The organism is Shewanella sp. 10N.286.52.E4 (genome assembly GCF_041468785.1).
Lineage (GTDB): Bacteria > Pseudomonadota > Gammaproteobacteria > Enterobacterales > Shewanellaceae > Shewanella > Shewanella electrodiphila.
Window position 1 is genome coordinate 27,816 of record NZ_JBFRJJ010000001.1, and the last position, 16,867, is coordinate 44,682.

Here is a 16,867-nt window from a genome sequence, read left to right on the forward strand (position 1 = left end):
AAAAATAAGGACATCAATGAACACTGCGCTGGTAGCTAAAAACACGCTCATCGAATTTAACCAGCGCTTATTGGAGCAATTTACTGCTAATGAACCAATAACGGATCTCGTGCAGCAGCGTTGCCAATTTGTTGATGACCTTTTAAAACAAAGCTGGCTCAAATTTGATTTAAATAATCATCAAATGAGTCTTATTGCCGTGGGCGGATATGGTCGCGGCGAGCTTCATCCCCATTCAGATATCGATCTCCTATTATTAACCCAATCAGATAGTGTCAGCCAACAAGCTAAAGATGCTATCAGTCAGTTTATTACCTATCTTTGGGATTCAGGATTAGAACTCGGTCACAGTGTTCGCTCTATTAAAGAAACATTAGAGCAAGGTCAGCTCGATATCACTACCGCCACCAATTTACTTGAAGCCAGGTTGCTTATTGGCCAAGAGGCATTGTTCGATGAACTTTATGATGCCATTAGACAAGAAGATTTTTGGCCGTCTGATACTTTTTTCTTAGGCAAAATTGAAGAGCAGCACCAACGCCACCTCAGAGCAAATGCCTTTGACTTAGAACCCAACTTAAAATCATGCCCTGGCGGGTTACGTGATATTCAAACTGTCGCATGGGTTGCCATGCGCCACTTTGATGCGGCCTCGCTATCTGAGTTAGTTGCACACGACTTCTTAGAGCCTGTTGAGCTTACAGAATTTCTAGAATGTCAGGATTTTTTATGGCAACTGCGTTTTTGCCTGCACATGATTTCGGGACGTAACGAAAATCGATTGTTGTTCGATTTACAAAGGCAAGTCGCCAGCATGATGGGCTTTGAAGATGGTACTCAGCTCGCTGTAGAGCAAATGATGAAGCGTTACTATCGCACGGTAAGACGTGTGATGGAGCTTAATGAAATGCTGCTACAGCTTTTTAAGCGTGCCACATTAAGCTTGTCATCTTCGTTAACCATTTACCCAATAAATGACAAGTATCAACGTCGTGGTCGATACATTGAAGTATTAGATGACCAGTTATTTGAACAACAACCAGAGCAAATTCTAAATCTATTTTTACTTGTTGCCAAAAACTCTAATGTCCGTCGTATATATGCACCAACATTGCGTCTATTGCGACAAGCTAGACGTCGTCTAAAAGACCCATTGCAAGATAACCCAGAATGCCGTAAATATTTCATGGCAATTTTGAAGCATCCTCGGGGGATTGCCGCATTATCGTTAATGCACAAACATGGAATTTTATCTTCCTATTTACCTGCATGGCGTAAAATCGAAGGCCAAATGCAGTTTGATTTATTCCATGCTTACACGGTTGATGAACATACACATAGATTACTGCTAAATATTGAACGCTTTGCCCAACCCGATCAAAAAGATGAGTTCCCACTGGGCGCAATCCTAATAAATCAGTTGCCAAAGAAAGGCTTACTCGTATTAGGCGCCATATTTCATGACATAGCTAAAGGTCGAGGTGGCGACCACAGTAAGTTAGGCGCCACTGATGCATTAGACTTTTGTAAGTTACATGGGTTAAGCGATCACGATGGGCGACTTGTGGCATGGTTAGTTGAAAACCACCTGGTGATGTCAGTTACCGCTCAGCGCCGCGATATTTCAGATCCTGAAGTGGTCGCAGTATTTGCTGATCGCGTTCAAGATGCAGTGCATTTAAGTTATTTATACTGCCTCACCGTGGCAGATATTTGCGCAACTAACCACAAAGCCTGGAATAACTGGAAAGGCTCTCTGTTAAGAGACTTATATTTTGCGACTCAGCGGGTACTATCTCGTGGCAAAGAAAAACCAATTGATGTGGCTGACAGGGTTCTTGAAATTCAGCAAAAAGCCCAAAAAGAATTATTAAGACGTGGCGTTAAACAAAAAGCGATTAATGAGCTGTGGAGCCGATTCAAAGATGATTATTTTTTACGTCATCAACCCAATCAAGTGTCATGGCATACTGAAGCATTACTCAAACATGATAAACAGAAGCCACTCGTGTTAATTTCAAAGCACACGACTCGTGGTGGCAGCGAGCTGTTTGTTTACGCCAAAGACAAACCCAAGTTATTCGCCACTGTTATGACAGTGTTAGATAACAAAAACATAAATGTTCATGATGCTAACATCATGACATCAAACGATGACTTCGCCTTAGATACATTCGTTATATTAGAGCAAGATGGCGAACCAATCAGCCAACTTTCACGCATTCAGTCGATTAAAAAGTCGCTTGAAAAGAGATTGGCGACACAAAAATCTAAACCACCAAAGTTTAGAAAGATGTCACGAATCATGAAACCTTTTAAAGTTCGTACACAAGTGAGTTTCTTACCTGGTGCGAAGCATGATACAAGTATGATGGAGCTAATTGCGCTGGACACCCCTGGCCTACTCGCCAAAGTAGGTGATGTACTTTACCGCTGCGATATCACGTTATTATCAGCAAAAATTACCACCATTGGTGAAAGAGCAGAAGATTTCTTTATTTTACAAACAGCTCAAGGCCAAGCGCTCAACGAAGCTCAACAAACACAATTATCAGAAGCGCTTTCAGAGGCGCTTACTCAACCTTTACATCAATAAACACAATTTGGGAGAAAGTAATGGAGGCATTACGCCAACGCATAGAAGCTGCATTTGAGGCTCGTCAGGACATCACACCTAGCACGGTAGAGCCAAGTGTTCGTGCAGATATCGAAACTGTTATTAGCATGCTTGATAAAGGCCAAGCTCGCGTAGCAGAAAAGATTGATGGCGAATGGCATGTACATCAGTGGTTAAAGAAAGCTGTTTTACTTTCTTTCCGTATTTTCGACAACGAAGTTGTTGAAGGCGGTGACACTAAGTACTTTGATAAAGTGCCACAAAAATTCTCAGACTACACTGCTGAACGCTTTAAAGAAGAAGCTATTCGTGTTGTTCCACCAGCAACCGTTCGTAAAGGTTCATTTATCGGTAAGAATACCGTATTAATGCCATCTTACGTTAACCTAGGCGCATTCGTTGACGAAGGCACTATGGTTGATACATGGGCAACAGTTGGCTCTTGTGCACAAATCGGTAAGAACGTGCATTTATCAGGTGGTGTTGGCATTGGTGGCGTACTTGAGCCATTACAAGCAGGCCCAACAATCATTGAAGATAACTGTTTCATTGGCGCACGTAGTGAAATTGTTGAAGGCGTTGTGGTTGAAGAAGGCAGCGTAATTTCAATGGGCGTATACATTGGCCAAAGCACACGTATCTTTGACCGTGAAACTGGCGAAGTGCATTACGGCCGCGTACCTGCAGGCTCTGTAGTGGTTTCTGGTAACCTACCATCTAAATGTGGTACTTACAGCTTATACGCAGCTATCATCGTTAAGAAAGTTGACGCTAAAACTCGCGGTAAAGTGGGCATTAACGAATTATTACGTATCGTCGATTAATCGATAAAACACTGAGTGTGATAAGTCATAACGACCACTAAGCACTCCGATGTTAACGTAAAAAGGCTCAGATGATACTGAGCCTTTTTTATTGAATTTTTGCCAACTAACAGCTTAAAACACGACGGTTTTGTTGCCGTACACCACCACTTGTTCTTCAAGCACTAATTGTAATGCTTTACTCAATACACTCTTTTCAACGTCACGGCCGTTATGGGCCATTTCTTCAGCGCTAAAACTATGATCAACATTAATCACATCTTGCTTAATGATTGGTCCTTCATCTAAACAGTTATTCACAAAGTGCGCTGTTGCACCAATAATTTTAACCCCCCTTTCCCACGCTTGGCGATAAGGCGATGCGCCAATAAATGCCGGCAAAAATGAATGATGAATATTGATAATGGTATTTGGAAACTCTGCAACAAACTCAGGGGTTAGGATACGCATGAATTTGGCCAGCACGATATAGTCAGGCGAATAACGTTTTATCTTTTCAAGCATCGCTTGTTCATGTTCTTGTCTATCAAGCCCTTGATGACTCACATAATGAAACGGGATATCAAACTTCTCCGTTAAGCCTTGCAAAATGTCGTAATTACCAATGACAGCCGCAATTTCGACGTCTAAACCACCATAATATGACTTCATTAGAATATCACCTAGGCAATGAGCTTCTTTAGTCACTAATACCGCAATACGCTTCTTACCGGCATCAACTAACTTCATGTGGTTTTGTTCTGGTAAAACTTGACGAAGATCTGCCAATAACGCTTCATCATTAATCTTGCCTTCTAACACGGTACGCATGAAAAAACGGCCTTGCTGATGATCAACAAATTCGGTGTTTTTGATAATGTTTAGCTGATGAGCAAAACATACCCCTGTGATGTTCGCGATTAATCCTTGAGCATCTTCACAATCAGTAATTAAAATTTTCCGAGGTAATGGTGTCGATGCAGTTTCACTTTGTTGACTTAAAGGGGAGTTATTCATAATTACACTACTCATATCAATAATATTAAACGCTTATAGCCATTCATTAATAACACAGCAATTGAGAAAATAAATATTCAGGAATATATTTTTATGATTGCGAATTAAATAAGTGCCTTGAGATAGGATATGTATAAAAATATGACTTAAAAGATGATAATTCTATAATTAAACTTGAATTTTACTGACGAGTGTCGAGATATTTCTGCAATAGCTTTCTTAAGCTTTCTGCTTTAGTACCAAATACGACTTGTACCCCCTTGCCTACTTTAATCACGCCCTTTGCTCCCAGTCTCATCAATCTAGGCTTATCAACTAGCTTAGGATCGACAACCGCAATACGTAATCGAGTTAAACAAGCATTCAATTCAACGATATTATCAGGTCCACCTAAGGCACTGATCATTGATCTCAAACTCTCTTTATTTCCATCGTCATTAAGCTCTAACCGACCAGGTGTCTTCAAATTAAAAGCTAAAATACTGACTCTAAAAATAAGGTAGTAAATAAAGGCCGTTAATGGCCCTAAAAACCAGAACCAACTGGTATTGCTGGACTGAGCAAACAATAAACTGAAATCAATTAACCCATGGGAAAACACCACACTATGGTTAACATCAAGTAAAATACAGACGGTATAAGCAAGCCCAGTTAATATGGCATGAATAACAAATAACACAGGTGCCACAAACATAAATGCAAACTCAATCGGTTCAGTTATTCCCGTAAGCCAACTTGTAGCTGCGGCTGATAACATAATGCCGGCAACACGGTTGCGCTCTGATTTATCTGCGCAGCGCCAAATCGCAAATGCAGCAGCAGGTAAGCCCCACATTTTAATTAAATAGCCACCAGCTAAATTCCCCGCTAACGGATCGCCTGCAAGATAACGTGCGATTTCACCACGAACCATTTTTCCTTCATGAAAATACTGACCCACTTCAAGATAAAAAGGTGCATTCCAAATATGATGTAAACCAAGAGGGATCAAAAAACGTTCAATAGTGCCATAAACACCGAAGGCAAGAGCGGGATCTTGATATACCGCCCAAAGCGATAGTGAATCAATATAGTAAGCTAACGTTGGCCAAATATGAGCAAGTAAAAAAGCCAGAGCAATTGTGAAAGGAATGATGATTAACGCGGCGCTGCGCTGGCCTTCAAAAAAAGAAAACATCGCAGGCAGCTTAACATCCTGACTTAACCGAACAACAAAACAGGTTAACGCGCCAACAAGAATACCGCCTGCAATACCTGTATCAATGGTGTCAATTCCCCATATTGGCCGGGAGTTTAACTCATAAATCGCAGTAAATGCTCCTAGGCTAGATATAAAGACCCCGTAGCCAAACACTGCAACAAATGCTGCAATGCCTTGATCTTTACAAAAACCTATAGATATCGCCACCGCAAAAAGCAAAGGCATCATAGTAAAAATGAGGTTACCAACAGCGGAGAAAACCGTCGCCAGCTCTGCTGGAATAAAAGGGAGTGGATTAAATGATAAACCGAGCATTACACCGGCAGCGGGTAAAATGGCAATAGGAATAAGCAGCGCCTGACTCAGGCGCTGGGCAAACTTAAACCATTGCTGGCTAAGTCGTCTTAACTGGCGAGTGATTGAACTGCCGCGTGCCAAGCTGGTATCCATTGTGTCGCTTCAGTTTCAGGTTCCATGGTTTCGCATGCATCAATTTCTAATGTCTCAGTGAGTTTTTTTGCCCCAAGTTCAGACAATAACTCATCAAATTGTTTAGCGGCACCACAAAAGGTTTCATAACTTGAATCCCCAAGACCAATGATACTGTATTGCAACTTAGGTAAATATGGCGCCACTGATTTCAGCTCACTAAACCACTGGGCAATATCATCCGGTAAATCGCCTTGCCCGGTCGTTGAAGTAACGACAATCAATAACTCATCTTCACTGGGCACATAACCAGTTAAATCGGCTGGCTGCAGCAGATTAGCCGTGAAATCTAATTCGGCAATTTTATCGGTCAATGTTTCAGCAACAAATTGAGCACTACCGTATACCGTCCCAAACACTAAATTAACTTTTTCCATGATATACTTCTCTTTAAGTTAACTGACTTCTATAATTCATTTAGCAGTGCGCTGCTTTATGAGGTTAATAACTTCACCATACTGTATTCTAATACTAGGCTGCAAGTATGAAATACAAACAAAAGTAATAACTTACCCATTCGTTAAGGTTACTGTTATGCGTCAGGCCAACAGGCACAGATTGTTTAAACTGCAACACAAATCAGCCCATATTCGCCGTAATTTTTATTTTCGTTGTGAGCAACAAGATACCAGTGAACCTCTGGCAAAAATTGAAGAGTTTGAAAAACTTAAATCGGTATTGCTAGAACATACTAAAGTGCCGCTTAAGGCCAGTTAGTCCGTTTTAGTCCAATAGTCGCGGTTGTTATTAGCTCGTTATTGACAGCCATGAAATCGACCAAAGAATATTGAAAAAAGAGATATCCCTGACAGATATCTCTTTTTATTATTCAACTTTTTCTATTTTCTATTTTCTATTTTCTATTTTCTATTACTAAACATTTAGCACTAGGCACTAGGCACTAGGCACTAGGCACTAGGCAAGCAGCATAGGCTCTTCATCAATTAGTTGCTCTTGCCAACCAAACTGTTCAAAAATCGTTAACCACTCTTGCTCAAGCTCTGTTTCAATATGCATTAATTGCTGAGTGACAGGATGGGTAAAGCGAATAGATTTCGCTATCAGCCATAGTCGATTTATCTCAAAGTGCGATCTGAAGAATTTATTTTGTTTGCCGTCACCATGGGTGGTATCACCAATGATCGGGTGACGTAAATGTGCCATATGACGACGTAATTGGTGTTTACGTCCTGTTTGCGGTGTTAATTTAATTAAACAAAAACGACTCGTCGAGTAACGACCTGAACTAAATGGAATTTCTGTATTTAATAAAGGAGCATAGTCAGTCACCGCATCTTGAGGAGGTTTATCTTTGCGGGCTTTTTTGTCGGCAACATCATCAAGTTCTACTTTTAATGCGTAATCCAACCTAGCTGCTTCATGCATATTACCCCGCACTAATGCTAAGTAGGTTTTCTCAATTTGGTGCAGCTCGAACTGCTCACATAAAGCCCTAGCCACCTCACTACTTTTAGCAAACACCAATACACCTGAAGTCGGCCTATCTAAGCGGTGAACAGGGAATACATGACATCCAACTAAATCACGTGTTAATTGCATCGCAAAAAAACGCTCTTTTCTGGCTAAGTATGAACGATGTACCAATAAACCGGCAGGCTTATGGATGGCCACAATATGTTCATCTTCAAATAAAATCTCTAACTCAGGAGCGACTTCATCGCTTTCCTCTAACTCAGTATTAAGCGTTTCATCGTCAAAGTATTCATCATCAGCAAATGGACTAATATATTTATCTTCTGTCATTATATTCACCTTACTGACGGGTTAAAAAGTTATCTATCTGAGTCAGCAATTCAACTAAAGCTGTTAAGTCACCGTGATTTACCCAAGCTTGCTCTGCCATTGGCGTTAACGATATTTGCGTCGGCAGAGGTAAGCATTGCTCAATTAACTGACCCATTTTCGGAATGAATATGAACTGCAGCCACTGCTCAAAACGCAATGAGTCACAAGCAAATGGCGCCGTACTGGCAAGCGCTGTATCTGAAGGTATAGAGCCAGACCACAAATCACTTTGCTTTAGTTGCTGTTCTAACTGTATTAAATATTGAGCGGTTTGAATATGAGGCATAACGGCAGGTTTTCGCTTAAACGGTTTAAAATAATCATAGTTGTTTGTGCGACTAATCATATCATCAGACGCCAGTTAACCCTATAATAGCGGCAAGTTAATCGCGATAAATAAACTCCCATGACACAACTCGAAACCTTAAGCCAATTCCTAGACACCGCTAACACTCAATTTCAGGTTTATGATTTAGGCCGAAGAGTGGAAAACATTGACCCAGTGTTATTCAACCAAATTGAAGCATTGAACACCCCTTACCCATTTCCAATTCAAGGCCACGCCCAGTTTGCTATTGTGTTTTGGCGTGAAGAACAACCGCCTTTTATTTGGTTTTTAAAGTTGCCCCTTGATGAGCAAGGTTTGTTATCGCCTGCCCAGCGTAGCCAGTTTATTAAAATGATCCTAGAAGCGTTAGGGCGTGATCCAACTAAAGCTTTGTCTGATGAAGAACAAGAACGCTACGCCAATCATCCGTTCAGTTTTAAGCCTAGCCAAGAAAAACTAGCACTGTTTAATGCAATGGTTAAAAAGCAATTAAGTCAGCAAGCATCAGCTCAATATGAATATGCAGCCCAGTATTTTTCGAATTTAAATGAAACCAATGCTCAAGGTGACAACTGGCAACAACTCGGATTGCAAGGTATTGCCGATGTCTGTGTCCGCTTAGATAAGTTTGACCATGACAAGCATATCAATGCAGCTATTACCCTAGCACCGTTAGAGGTTCAAGCTGCTATTTGTCAATGTTTAGAGCACGTTGCCATTTCAGATGCATTAGCTAATACCTTATTTGATAAGTTATCCGCCGCAGAAGTTGAGCATAAGCATATCTACCTTAGAGCGCTCGCATCTCAACCAGAATTAACGCAAAAAGCGATTAAGCTATTAGTGAATTACCAACAGTTAGATGAGAACTTATTGATCACAATTGCAGCAAGAAGTTGGACTGCTCTAAAAGATGATGCAACTCGCAAACTTTATCTTGAAGTATTAGCTAACCAACCGCAAAACTTCTTTAATCAAGTTTTTGCTGATATCGTAGCTATTCCAAGTTTACGAGATTCACTGCTGCTCGATTTAAGAAGTGCTGACCGTAGTGAGAAACTTTCTTCCGCCATCGGCGGATTATTTAGGGCCGTTAGCCAATGATGTCAGATTTTATTTTAATCGTCGCAGTTGTCGTTATTGCTGCATTCTTTTGGCAATTACGTCAAATGGCTGAAATCAGTCGTCGCTATGCTGAAAGATCTTGTGCCAATCAAAAAGTACAATTGTTGGCTATTGCTATGGAATCAGCAAGACCAAGTATTGGTGGCACAACAGGCTTATGTTGGCGTGCAAAATTTATGTTTGAATTCAGTACCGATGGTATTAATCAATACCGCGGTCACATCGATATGCACGGCAAAAAGATAGAAAAGATTAACTGGCCGATATTTCCAGAGCCGGAATGGATGGATGCGCCAATGGCCAAAGGTAAGTTTGGTGGCTGTGGTGGCGCATCAAGCTGCAATTCTGGCAAATGCCGTTAATACGCATACGTTAAGCAAGCCTTCAATTAAGCATCTACTTAATTAAAGTATAAAACGTCCACATGATGAAACGCTATTAGAGGGTTAAGCACACTCTCAATAGCGTTTTTTATTGGCTGAGTATTAGAGTGTGTTGATCTTTTAAGGTTTTTTTGCAGTGAAATTTGCTTAGATTGCTAGGCGGCAATTCACTAGCCGCGCTTAATTCGCTTTTTACCTCGAACAAATTCAACCAGTAAAAATCAACTCGCCCTAGCTGATATCTCGTTTCAATATCAACGTAAGTCGAATTTTAAGCAAAAGAAAGACCGCGGCAATAAATTGTCGCGGTCTCTTATACTCTTGTTAAGCCATCCAGCTATATTTGTGCTCCCTGCACCATCCATGCGTCTAACTTGCTCCGTGCGCTATCCTTATTCAATCCTTGATGTTCCATGTACACTAAAGTACTGTCCCTCTTACTCGATTATCCTTTGACCGAGCCTGCTCAAATCCTTAAGCGTGTCCTTTAAATCATCCTTGGGGTTCTTCCATGACATCCTTGCTTCAATTATCTGCATCCATTGCAATCACTGTTATCCTTAACAGCGTAAATCCATTTTACTGATGTCCAAACATTAAAATCCATTTCACCATAAAGTCTTTCATCATCTCTGATGTCAGTGTCATCCATTAACACTGTCGTTTTCCTTAACGACGCTTTATCGTCCACTTAATTAATGTGCTATAAGTCATCATCCTGATGAGCAACATCAATAACTAAGGTAATAACTAGGGTTCATCCTGAGCAAGCCATTACAACAATCTATTGTAATCAGTCTCATGTTACAGCCACTTGCTAAAATCTTAATTAGCAGCAGTTTTGTTTAAAACTACTAAACACATCCTGTGCTTATCTGCTTCCTTGTCACTTATTTTAAGCAATATGTGAGTAAATAAATATGCACAAAACACGCAATTAACACAGCAGCAACAAACAGCAAAAGCCAAACTAAAAATTAAACTAACTGATACAACAACTTAAATAAAAACGCTCCAAATAAGCCAATCTAAAAGCGCTAAGTCTCACAGCGCTTGTGAGATATATCTCACAAGGCGAGTGGAAAAGTAAGAAGCTAAGTCTTTTGACCGACTTACATATTTAACATTTACATAGCAGGCATGCATTCATAAAAGTAAGCATGTATAAAAGTAGGCATGCATAAATATTGATTTCAATTAAGCATAAAAAAGCGCAACCTAATAAGGTTGCGCTCATTTTACTCTTCGTTAGCTATCCTGCTAAATTGTGCTCCCTGCTCCATCCATGCGACTAACGTGCTCCTTGCTCCATTTTCCTTTTAACTCAATTTCCTTGTACTACCCTTGAAGAGTATTACTTGAGTGTTCATTCCTTTGAATCAGTCTATCCTTGTGACTGAGAGGCTAACTCCTAATATACCGTCCTGGTATTTGCTTCCTGCAATCCTTCATCTTCCTGATGAGGTTCATCCTTGTTTCAGTTAATCATTAACTGAGCTTATGCCCATTCCTTGAGCGTGTCCTAGTTTCATCCTGAAATTGATACGCTCATCCAAAACTAATGAAAAAGCATTTTTATTCACTTTAAGCACTAACTCAATTAACTTTGATTGTGGCTACATCCTGTAACTCACTCAATTAATTCATTGATTGCTTAATAAGTTCATTGTAAATAATAATTGAATTCGAAATCAGCCTAAAAACCATTGAAACAAAATATTCACAAAGTAAATATTACAACCAAATACATAAGTACCTGTTTTTATTTAGCTTTAAATTAAATGGTGAGAAATTAGATAACTCATAACGAAAGAATACCTACACTACTGTGAGATAAGTCTCACAAGCATAGGTAACAGTTAGCTTGAAGGCGAGCCTAAACCAAGGCGCTTTTTTAACATTTGTGCAAACATCACCCAGTCGGCTAGTAAGCTATATAAAGGATATTCAAATGTGGCAGGTCTATTTTTTTCAAATACAAAGTGTCCTACCCAAGCAAAACCATACCCAATAACTGGCAAAAGCCATAATTGCCACCACTGTTGATTCAACAAAGTAACAATGATTAGCACAATGATTAAGGCACTGCCGACATAATGAAGTCTCCGGCAAGTTGTGTCTTGATGTTGTGATAAATAGAAAGGATAAAAAGATTTAAAGTCTTGATACTTTTTTTCACTTATCTTTTCATTCATAACCGTCACTCATCTTTTCATCCATAACCGAAGCTAATTGTAATAATATAAATTAACGCAAAAATTTTTCTTAAACGATCAGCTACTTCATGAAGTTAGCTAATGGTTAGATAATAGGTAGCTAATAGCTTGTTAACTGAAGCTTTTACTTACTCGGATAAATTAATATTTCACCATCTACGCTACCTATAGAAAGTTCAGATAAATGATTAAAACCTTCGCGGGCAAATAGCTCTGCATGTTTAGGGTTATTCACAAACACCCCAATGCCATCTAAATCAGGCTGTTCATCACACCAACTTAATACTGCTTCGATCAATTTTGCACCGTTACCTTTACTTTGTTCATTAGGGGTTAATGCAATAAATTGCAGGATCCCATATTGCTTACTCGGCAAGCTTTCTAAGATGCTGTGTTCTTTTTTAATTAATGCCTGAGTGGAATTCCAGCCTGTTCCCAGTACCATTTTCAAGCGCCAATGCCAGTAACGGCTTTCCCCTAGCGGCACTTGGTGAGTAATAACACATGCAACGCCAATTAGGCGATCACCATCGAACCAACCAATTAAAGGTTGTTCTTGCTGCCAAAGCTCCGTCAATTCTTCACGAATAGCTGCGCGAAGCTTTTGCTCGTAACTTGCCTGATTTGTTGTAGCAAGTGCTTCAATAAAGAAAGGATCATCATGGTAAGCGTTATAAATAATCGAAGCTGCCACTCGCAAGTCTTCTGCCGTTAAGTAAACGGCTTTATGCTCTGCCAACACGTTCTGTTCCATATTCTCACTCATTGCTAAATCAAGTTGATAGTTACAACTTAACAAGTTTGAAACATATTGCAATTTTAATGCAGTCACCTACGCTTAAAGTTAATTTAATCGCGAAATTTAAGCATAATAACGGGACTATTATGGACACGACTTCAGCTACGCTTGCACACTTATTTGAGCAACTCGGTTTAGATGCTACAGAGGCCGGTATCAAGCTTTTTCTGTCACAACATAGTATTGATGCCAATACCAAATTAACCGATGCAAGCTTTTGGAATCATGCTCAGAAAGCATTTTTAGAAGAGAGTTTAAAAGAAGACGCCCAGTGGTCTGAACTCGTGGACCAACTGGACGTTCTTTTAAGGCAATAGCTAAGATTCTATCTAAAATTGCATAGCCATAAAATATTGATAAAAACTTACTCAACTAATGGCTGGTATTAAATCTTTTGATACGCAGTTTCACCCCAACCCACTAATTTATTGTCACTTATGACTACTGGGGTACATTCATCTTTGGTAGTTTTGCCATCGCCTTTACTCCACTGCGTACGATAGAAAAGCACATTCACTTCTTTCTTCGGACTTTCAGCATCTGCTTGAGTCACGTAAGCTTCACTAAAATCTGCTGTGCCCATTAAAATAGTGACTTGATCGCGCGCCATACCAATGGTTAATTTTGATAAGTTAGTTCTATTAGTTTGTTGCTGTTTTTCCCAGTAAGAATCACTACGATTACCTTCATGATCACCAACATTCAACACACAACCACTCAAAGAAAGGCTACTCACAGCCATTAAAAATGCTAAACCCAATTTTGTTTTCATGATACTTCCCTTTTATTAAAATGATTCTCACGTAATTACTACTCAAACTGCTTTTGAGATACGTTATAATGTTGTCAATTATCATTAAGCTAAAACCGTGCCAAAATTTATACAATTGATTTTATTAAGTTTTATAAATATCTAATTGGCGGTTGAGCATTTTCACTAATCAATATTGAGGGTTTTCACCAATTATGAGTCCAATCGAACAGGTCCTCGCAGCGGCAAAAACTATCGCAATGAATGGTCATACACCGACAATGGCATTGATTAAGGGGAAATTAGGTGGCCGAGTACCTATGCCAATTCTTATTCAAGGCTTACAGCAATTCAAAGCCATTCCGAAAGAGCAATGGCAAACCTTGCCAGACTTAGGCGATGCGCTTGAAACAACTAAACAAGCAACAAATGATGCACCTAGTATGATTGAGCAACAATTAATGGCTCAAATGCAGCAAATGAAAATTGAATTTGAAGCTAAAATAGAATCACTAGAAAAGCGTGTTTTACAGCTTGAAAATAAACAATAACGATTGAAGTACAACAGTATTTTCATTTAAATAAATGAGTCTGCTGACACAAAATTAGTGCCTTAACTTGTGCACTCACATTGACTTAGTACACTCACATTGATTTAGTACACTCACGTTGACTTAGTGCACTCACATTGATTTAGTGCACTGGAACCTTGTCATTTTACAGCCCAAGAATTGAACGGAAACCCCATGTTTGTCACAGAGCTCAGATTTGAATGTTTTGCGGATACCACGATAACCGCAGCCGAGAAAGCCATTAACCATTACCTCGAATCATTAAGAGCAAACGGTCAAATTTTAGGAAGAGAATTCGCTGTTGCATTTAACGAAGGTGAGTTTAAAGTCAGATTGTTAATGCCGGAAAAAACCAGCTTATCGAGCCGTCATAACAGCCCTTGGACTAAACAAGCTTTACTGCAATTGACTGAAGCAAAGTTACTTGCGCCACGTGAGAAGTACATTGGCCAAGACATTAATTCAGAACAAAGTAATGAAGAAGTACCAAGTTGGCAGGTGCTTTATACCAGTTATGTTCATATGTGTTCGCCACTACGTAGCGGCGATAACTTGTTACCTATTCCGTTATATCAAATCCCTGCCACATTTAATGGCGACCACAAAAGAGTGATCCGCTGGCAAACAGAGTGGCAAGCCTGTGATGAATTACAAATGGCTGCAGCGACTCAAGCTGAGTTTGCCGCTCTAGAAGAAATCACCAGCCATAAAAGCGACCTATTTAGACGCGGTTGGGATATACGCGGCAGAGTCGAATTTATCACTAAAATTCCAACCTACTATTACTTATATCGTGTAGGTGGTGAAAGCCTAGCCAAAGAGAAAGAACGAGCTTGTCCTAAATGTGGCTCGAAGGAATGGCGTTTAGATGAGCCATTACTCGATATGTTCCATTTTCGATGTGAGCCTTGTCGAATCGTGTCTAATATTTCTTGGGATCATCAGTAAGCTTGTACTCATAAGCCCTTAACTAATAAGCCTTTAGCTAATAAGCCCTTAGCTAATAGCTTCTTAATTAATAACCTCTTAGGCTATAAGCCTGCGGTTCAAAAAAGCCTGACTTATAATGAGTAAGTCAGGCTTTTATTTTCACATCATGCTAAACGCGCTGATTGATCATTTACGTTTCAGTAAATCATTACACATCATCTTCATTCGCTGCCAAATTCCAGGGTGAGCGACATAATTGTCTTCAACAATAGGCGCAACTGGCGGCATAACCCGCGGCGATAATGCATCGATAAATTCGGCTAAACTGTCAGCCAGCTTGTCTTTAGGTTTATTACCAGGAATTTCAATCCACACACTGCCGTCTTCATTATTTACGGTGATCATTTGGTCACCATCACCTAATACACCCACAAACCAAGTTGGCGCTTGCTTAAGCTTTTTCTTCATCATGAGATGACCGATCACATTTTGTTGCAAAGATTCAAAGTCTTGCTGATTCCAAACTTGGAGTAATTCCCCCTCACCCCATGTTGAATCAAAATACAAAGGCGCAGAAAAATACTCACCATAAAATGCATTAATATCTTGATGTAATTTGAGCTCTAAAGCGTGTTCTACATTACTGAAATCAGAGCTATTTTTACGTTTAACAGCCTTCCAGGAAACGGCTTCATCTGATTCAAGATCATACTTACCTTCAATGCAGGCGGATCCTTGCCCAAGTGGGAAATAACGGGGAAACTCGCCTAATACATCCTGATAAGCTTGAATATAACGGCTAGAAAAATGATCCAATGAAGTTGAACAAGACACTTAAGATGCTCCAATTTTGGGTTATAATATAAGTCTATTTTGACACGGAAACAGACTAGATGACACACAATCACGACCCCTATAGTGATGCAGAGGCACTTAAAGGACTCACTTTAGGCCAAACGACGCAATATCAAGCAGAATATGATGCTTCACTGCTGCAAGGGGTTCCTCGTAAACTGAATCGCGATGCCATTGAATTAACTGATACGCTTCCTTTTCAAGGTGCTGATATTTGGACAGGTTACGAGCTGTCTTGGCTAAATGCCAAGGGTAAGCCCATGGTCGCTATTATTGAAGTTTACTTAGCGATTGAAAGTGATAATTTAATCGAATCAAAATCTTTTAAGCTATATCTCAACAGCTACAATCAGACACGATTTGACAGTGTTGAACAAGTGCAGCAAACATTAGTTACCGACTTAAGCCTCTGTGCTAATGGTAACGTTAGCGTCAAAGTCATTGAGCCAAAGCATTTTAATACCCAGCGTATTGTTGAATTGCCGGGTCACTGTATTGACGAGCTTGATATTGAAGTAGATGACTATCAGTTTAAACCTGAGTATCTTGAAAACAGCACTGATGATAAACACGTAGCAGAAACGCTGACTTCAAACCTGCTAAAATCCAATTGCCTTATCACCTCACAACCTGATTGGGGCAGCGTAATGATCCGTTATCAAGGCCCTAAAATTGACCGTGAAAAACTGCTACGCTATTTAATTTCTTTCCGCCAGCATAACGAGTTTCATGAGCAATGTGTCGAGCGTATTTTTACCGATTTAAAGCGCTATTGTGAATGCACAAAACTAACGGTTTATGCCCGCTATACACGTCGTGGTGGTTTAGATATTAATCCATTCAGAAGTGACTTTGAGCAGCCACCAGAAACTCACCGTTTAGCTAGACAGTAAGCTGTGTAGTGACAAATAAAAACGGATTAAGCGCGGCAAGTGAATTGCCGCCTTACAATCTAAGCAAAATGCGTTTTTTGTT

18 protein-coding genes are annotated in these 16,867 nt (G+C 39.9%); 9 read left to right on the top strand and 9 right to left on the bottom strand.

What is annotated here, in order from left to right; translation table 11 throughout:
* The first annotated feature begins 16 nt into the window (after positions 1–16).
* Together glnD and dapD are read left to right on the top strand one after the other, a co-directional pair.
* The gene (gene glnD, locus AB4153_RS00115; RefSeq protein WP_371995908.1) at positions 17–2,596 is read left to right on the top strand and encodes a bifunctional uridylyltransferase/uridylyl-removing protein GlnD; all 2,580 of its coding nucleotides are present in this window, start codon (positions 17–19) and stop codon (positions 2,594–2,596) included.
* 20 nt (positions 2,597–2,616) lie between these two features.
* Positions 2,617–3,441 carry a 2,3,4,5-tetrahydropyridine-2,6-dicarboxylate N-succinyltransferase gene (gene dapD, locus AB4153_RS00120; protein WP_102527878.1) on the top strand — a complete coding sequence of 275 codons (825 nt, stop codon included), beginning with the start codon at positions 2,617–2,619 and terminating at the stop codon, positions 3,439–3,441.
* Positions 3,442–3,555: 114 nt separating this feature from the next.
* Here dapD and purU read toward each other — a convergent pair whose 3' ends face one another.
* The 3 genes from purU to AB4153_RS00135 form a co-directional block, all read right to left on the bottom strand.
* Complete coding sequence (gene purU / locus AB4153_RS00125) at positions 3,556–4,437, bottom strand: formyltetrahydrofolate deformylase (RefSeq protein WP_371995909.1); 882 nt, start codon at positions 4,435–4,437, stop codon at positions 3,556–3,558.
* Between the two features lie 181 nt (positions 4,438–4,618).
* Positions 4,619–6,088 carry a PTS transporter subunit EIIC gene (locus tag AB4153_RS00130; RefSeq protein WP_371995910.1) on the bottom strand — a complete coding sequence of 490 codons (1,470 nt, stop codon included), beginning with the start codon at positions 6,086–6,088 and terminating at the stop codon, positions 4,619–4,621.
* Positions 6,043–6,504: a flavodoxin gene (locus AB4153_RS00135; RefSeq protein WP_102527875.1), complete on the bottom strand. Its 462-nt coding sequence runs from the start codon at positions 6,502–6,504 to the stop codon at positions 6,043–6,045. The genes AB4153_RS00130 and AB4153_RS00135 overlap by 46 nt, the downstream gene beginning before the upstream one ends.
* A 157-nt stretch (positions 6,505–6,661) precedes the next feature.
* Here AB4153_RS00135 and AB4153_RS00140 point away from each other — a divergent pair, with 157 nt between their 5' ends.
* Positions 6,662–6,844 carry a hypothetical protein gene (locus AB4153_RS00140; RefSeq protein ID WP_102527874.1) on the top strand — a complete coding sequence of 61 codons (183 nt, stop codon included), beginning with the start codon at positions 6,662–6,664 and terminating at the stop codon, positions 6,842–6,844.
* 198 nt (positions 6,845–7,042) lie between these two features.
* Here the strand turns inward: AB4153_RS00140 and truC are convergent, their stop codons facing one another.
* Positions 7,043–7,891, bottom strand: coding sequence for a tRNA pseudouridine(65) synthase TruC (truC, locus tag AB4153_RS00145; protein ID WP_102527873.1), 849 nt, complete (start codon positions 7,889–7,891; stop codon positions 7,043–7,045).
* Between the two features lie 10 nt (positions 7,892–7,901).
* The gene (locus tag AB4153_RS00150; RefSeq protein WP_324295146.1) at positions 7,902–8,279 is read right to left on the bottom strand and encodes a YqcC family protein; all 378 of its coding nucleotides are present in this window, start codon (positions 8,277–8,279) and stop codon (positions 7,902–7,904) included.
* Positions 8,280–8,339: 60 nt separating this feature from the next.
* Here AB4153_RS00150 and AB4153_RS00155 point away from each other — a divergent pair, with 60 nt between their 5' ends.
* The gene (locus AB4153_RS00155) at positions 8,340–9,365 is read left to right on the top strand and encodes a DUF3549 family protein (protein WP_371995911.1); all 1,026 of its coding nucleotides are present in this window, start codon (positions 8,340–8,342) and stop codon (positions 9,363–9,365) included.
* Complete coding sequence (locus tag AB4153_RS00160; protein ID WP_102527871.1) at positions 9,362–9,748, top strand: DUF3301 domain-containing protein; 387 nt, start codon at positions 9,362–9,364, stop codon at positions 9,746–9,748. The genes AB4153_RS00155 and AB4153_RS00160 overlap by 4 nt, the downstream gene beginning before the upstream one ends.
* Before the next feature lie 1,880 nt (positions 9,749–11,628).
* On the opposite strand, the gene AB4153_RS00165 is transcribed toward AB4153_RS00160, so the two are convergent.
* Together AB4153_RS00165 and AB4153_RS00170 are read right to left on the bottom strand one after the other, a co-directional pair.
* Positions 11,629–11,964, bottom strand: a complete 336-nt coding sequence (locus AB4153_RS00165) for a DUF962 domain-containing protein (RefSeq protein WP_229367452.1) — start codon at positions 11,962–11,964, stop codon at positions 11,629–11,631.
* A gap of 145 nt (positions 11,965–12,109) precedes the next feature.
* Positions 12,110–12,739: a GNAT family N-acetyltransferase gene (locus AB4153_RS00170; RefSeq protein WP_248954656.1), complete on the bottom strand. Its 630-nt coding sequence runs from the start codon at positions 12,737–12,739 to the stop codon at positions 12,110–12,112.
* 131 nt (positions 12,740–12,870) lie between these two features.
* Between AB4153_RS00170 and AB4153_RS00175 the strand changes: the two genes are divergently transcribed.
* Positions 12,871–13,101 carry a DUF2789 domain-containing protein gene (locus tag AB4153_RS00175; protein ID WP_102527928.1) on the top strand — a complete coding sequence of 77 codons (231 nt, stop codon included), beginning with the start codon at positions 12,871–12,873 and terminating at the stop codon, positions 13,099–13,101.
* 68 nt (positions 13,102–13,169) lie between these two features.
* Here the strand turns inward: AB4153_RS00175 and AB4153_RS00180 are convergent, their stop codons facing one another.
* Positions 13,170–13,556 (bottom strand): DUF3192 domain-containing protein, encoded by a 387-nt coding sequence (locus AB4153_RS00180; RefSeq protein ID WP_102527868.1) that lies wholly within the window; start codon positions 13,554–13,556, stop codon positions 13,170–13,172.
* A gap of 194 nt (positions 13,557–13,750) precedes the next feature.
* Between AB4153_RS00180 and AB4153_RS00185 the strand changes: the two genes are divergently transcribed.
* Both AB4153_RS00185 and AB4153_RS00190 read left to right on the top strand, forming a co-directional pair.
* Positions 13,751–14,086: a hypothetical protein gene (locus AB4153_RS00185; RefSeq protein ID WP_102527867.1), complete on the top strand. Its 336-nt coding sequence runs from the start codon at positions 13,751–13,753 to the stop codon at positions 14,084–14,086.
* Positions 14,087–14,281: 195 nt separating this feature from the next.
* On the top strand, positions 14,282–15,055 hold the full coding sequence (locus AB4153_RS00190) for a Zn-ribbon-containing protein (protein WP_371995913.1): 774 nt from the start codon (positions 14,282–14,284) through the stop codon (positions 15,053–15,055).
* Between the two features lie 168 nt (positions 15,056–15,223).
* Here AB4153_RS00190 and syd read toward each other — a convergent pair whose 3' ends face one another.
* A complete protein-coding gene (syd, locus tag AB4153_RS00195) occupies positions 15,224–15,871 on the bottom strand; it encodes a SecY-interacting protein (RefSeq protein WP_371995914.1) in 648 nt (215 codons plus the stop codon).
* Between the two features lie 59 nt (positions 15,872–15,930).
* Between syd and queF the strand changes: the two genes are divergently transcribed.
* A complete protein-coding gene (queF, locus tag AB4153_RS00200; RefSeq protein WP_102527864.1) occupies positions 15,931–16,785 on the top strand; it encodes an NADPH-dependent 7-cyano-7-deazaguanine reductase QueF in 855 nt (284 codons plus the stop codon).
* The last annotated feature ends 82 nt before the right edge of the window (positions 16,786–16,867 follow it).

Excerpts from the sequence above, each read along its gene's own strand:
- glnD (WP_371995908.1), top strand. The coding sequence starts at position 17 with ATGAACACTGCGCTGGTAGCTAAAAACACGCTCATCGAATTTAACCAG.
- dapD (WP_102527878.1), top strand. The coding sequence starts at position 2,617 with ATGGAGGCATTACGCCAACGCATAGAAGCTGCATTTGAGGCTCGTCAG.
- purU (WP_371995909.1), bottom strand. The coding sequence starts at position 4,437 with ATGAATAACTCCCCTTTAAGTCAACAAAGTGAAACTGCATCGACACCA.
- AB4153_RS00130 (WP_371995910.1), bottom strand. The coding sequence starts at position 6,088 with ATGGATACCAGCTTGGCACGCGGCAGTTCAATCACTCGCCAGTTAAGA.
- AB4153_RS00135 (WP_102527875.1), bottom strand. The coding sequence starts at position 6,504 with ATGGAAAAAGTTAATTTAGTGTTTGGGACGGTATACGGTAGTGCTCAA.
- AB4153_RS00140 (WP_102527874.1), top strand. The coding sequence starts at position 6,662 with ATGCGTCAGGCCAACAGGCACAGATTGTTTAAACTGCAACACAAATCA.
- truC (WP_102527873.1), bottom strand. The coding sequence starts at position 7,891 with ATGACAGAAGATAAATATATTAGTCCATTTGCTGATGATGAATACTTT.
- AB4153_RS00150 (WP_324295146.1), bottom strand. The coding sequence starts at position 8,279 with ATGATTAGTCGCACAAACAACTATGATTATTTTAAACCGTTTAAGCGA.
- AB4153_RS00155 (WP_371995911.1), top strand. The coding sequence starts at position 8,340 with ATGACACAACTCGAAACCTTAAGCCAATTCCTAGACACCGCTAACACT.
- AB4153_RS00160 (WP_102527871.1), top strand. The coding sequence starts at position 9,362 with ATGATGTCAGATTTTATTTTAATCGTCGCAGTTGTCGTTATTGCTGCA.
- AB4153_RS00165 (WP_229367452.1), bottom strand. The coding sequence starts at position 11,964 with ATGAATGAAAAGATAAGTGAAAAAAAGTATCAAGACTTTAAATCTTTT.
- AB4153_RS00170 (WP_248954656.1), bottom strand. The coding sequence starts at position 12,739 with ATGGAACAGAACGTGTTGGCAGAGCATAAAGCCGTTTACTTAACGGCA.
- AB4153_RS00175 (WP_102527928.1), top strand. The coding sequence starts at position 12,871 with ATGGACACGACTTCAGCTACGCTTGCACACTTATTTGAGCAACTCGGT.
- AB4153_RS00180 (WP_102527868.1), bottom strand. The coding sequence starts at position 13,556 with ATGAAAACAAAATTGGGTTTAGCATTTTTAATGGCTGTGAGTAGCCTT.
- AB4153_RS00185 (WP_102527867.1), top strand. The coding sequence starts at position 13,751 with ATGAGTCCAATCGAACAGGTCCTCGCAGCGGCAAAAACTATCGCAATG.
- AB4153_RS00190 (WP_371995913.1), top strand. The coding sequence starts at position 14,282 with ATGTTTGTCACAGAGCTCAGATTTGAATGTTTTGCGGATACCACGATA.
- queF (WP_102527864.1), top strand. The coding sequence starts at position 15,931 with ATGACACACAATCACGACCCCTATAGTGATGCAGAGGCACTTAAAGGA.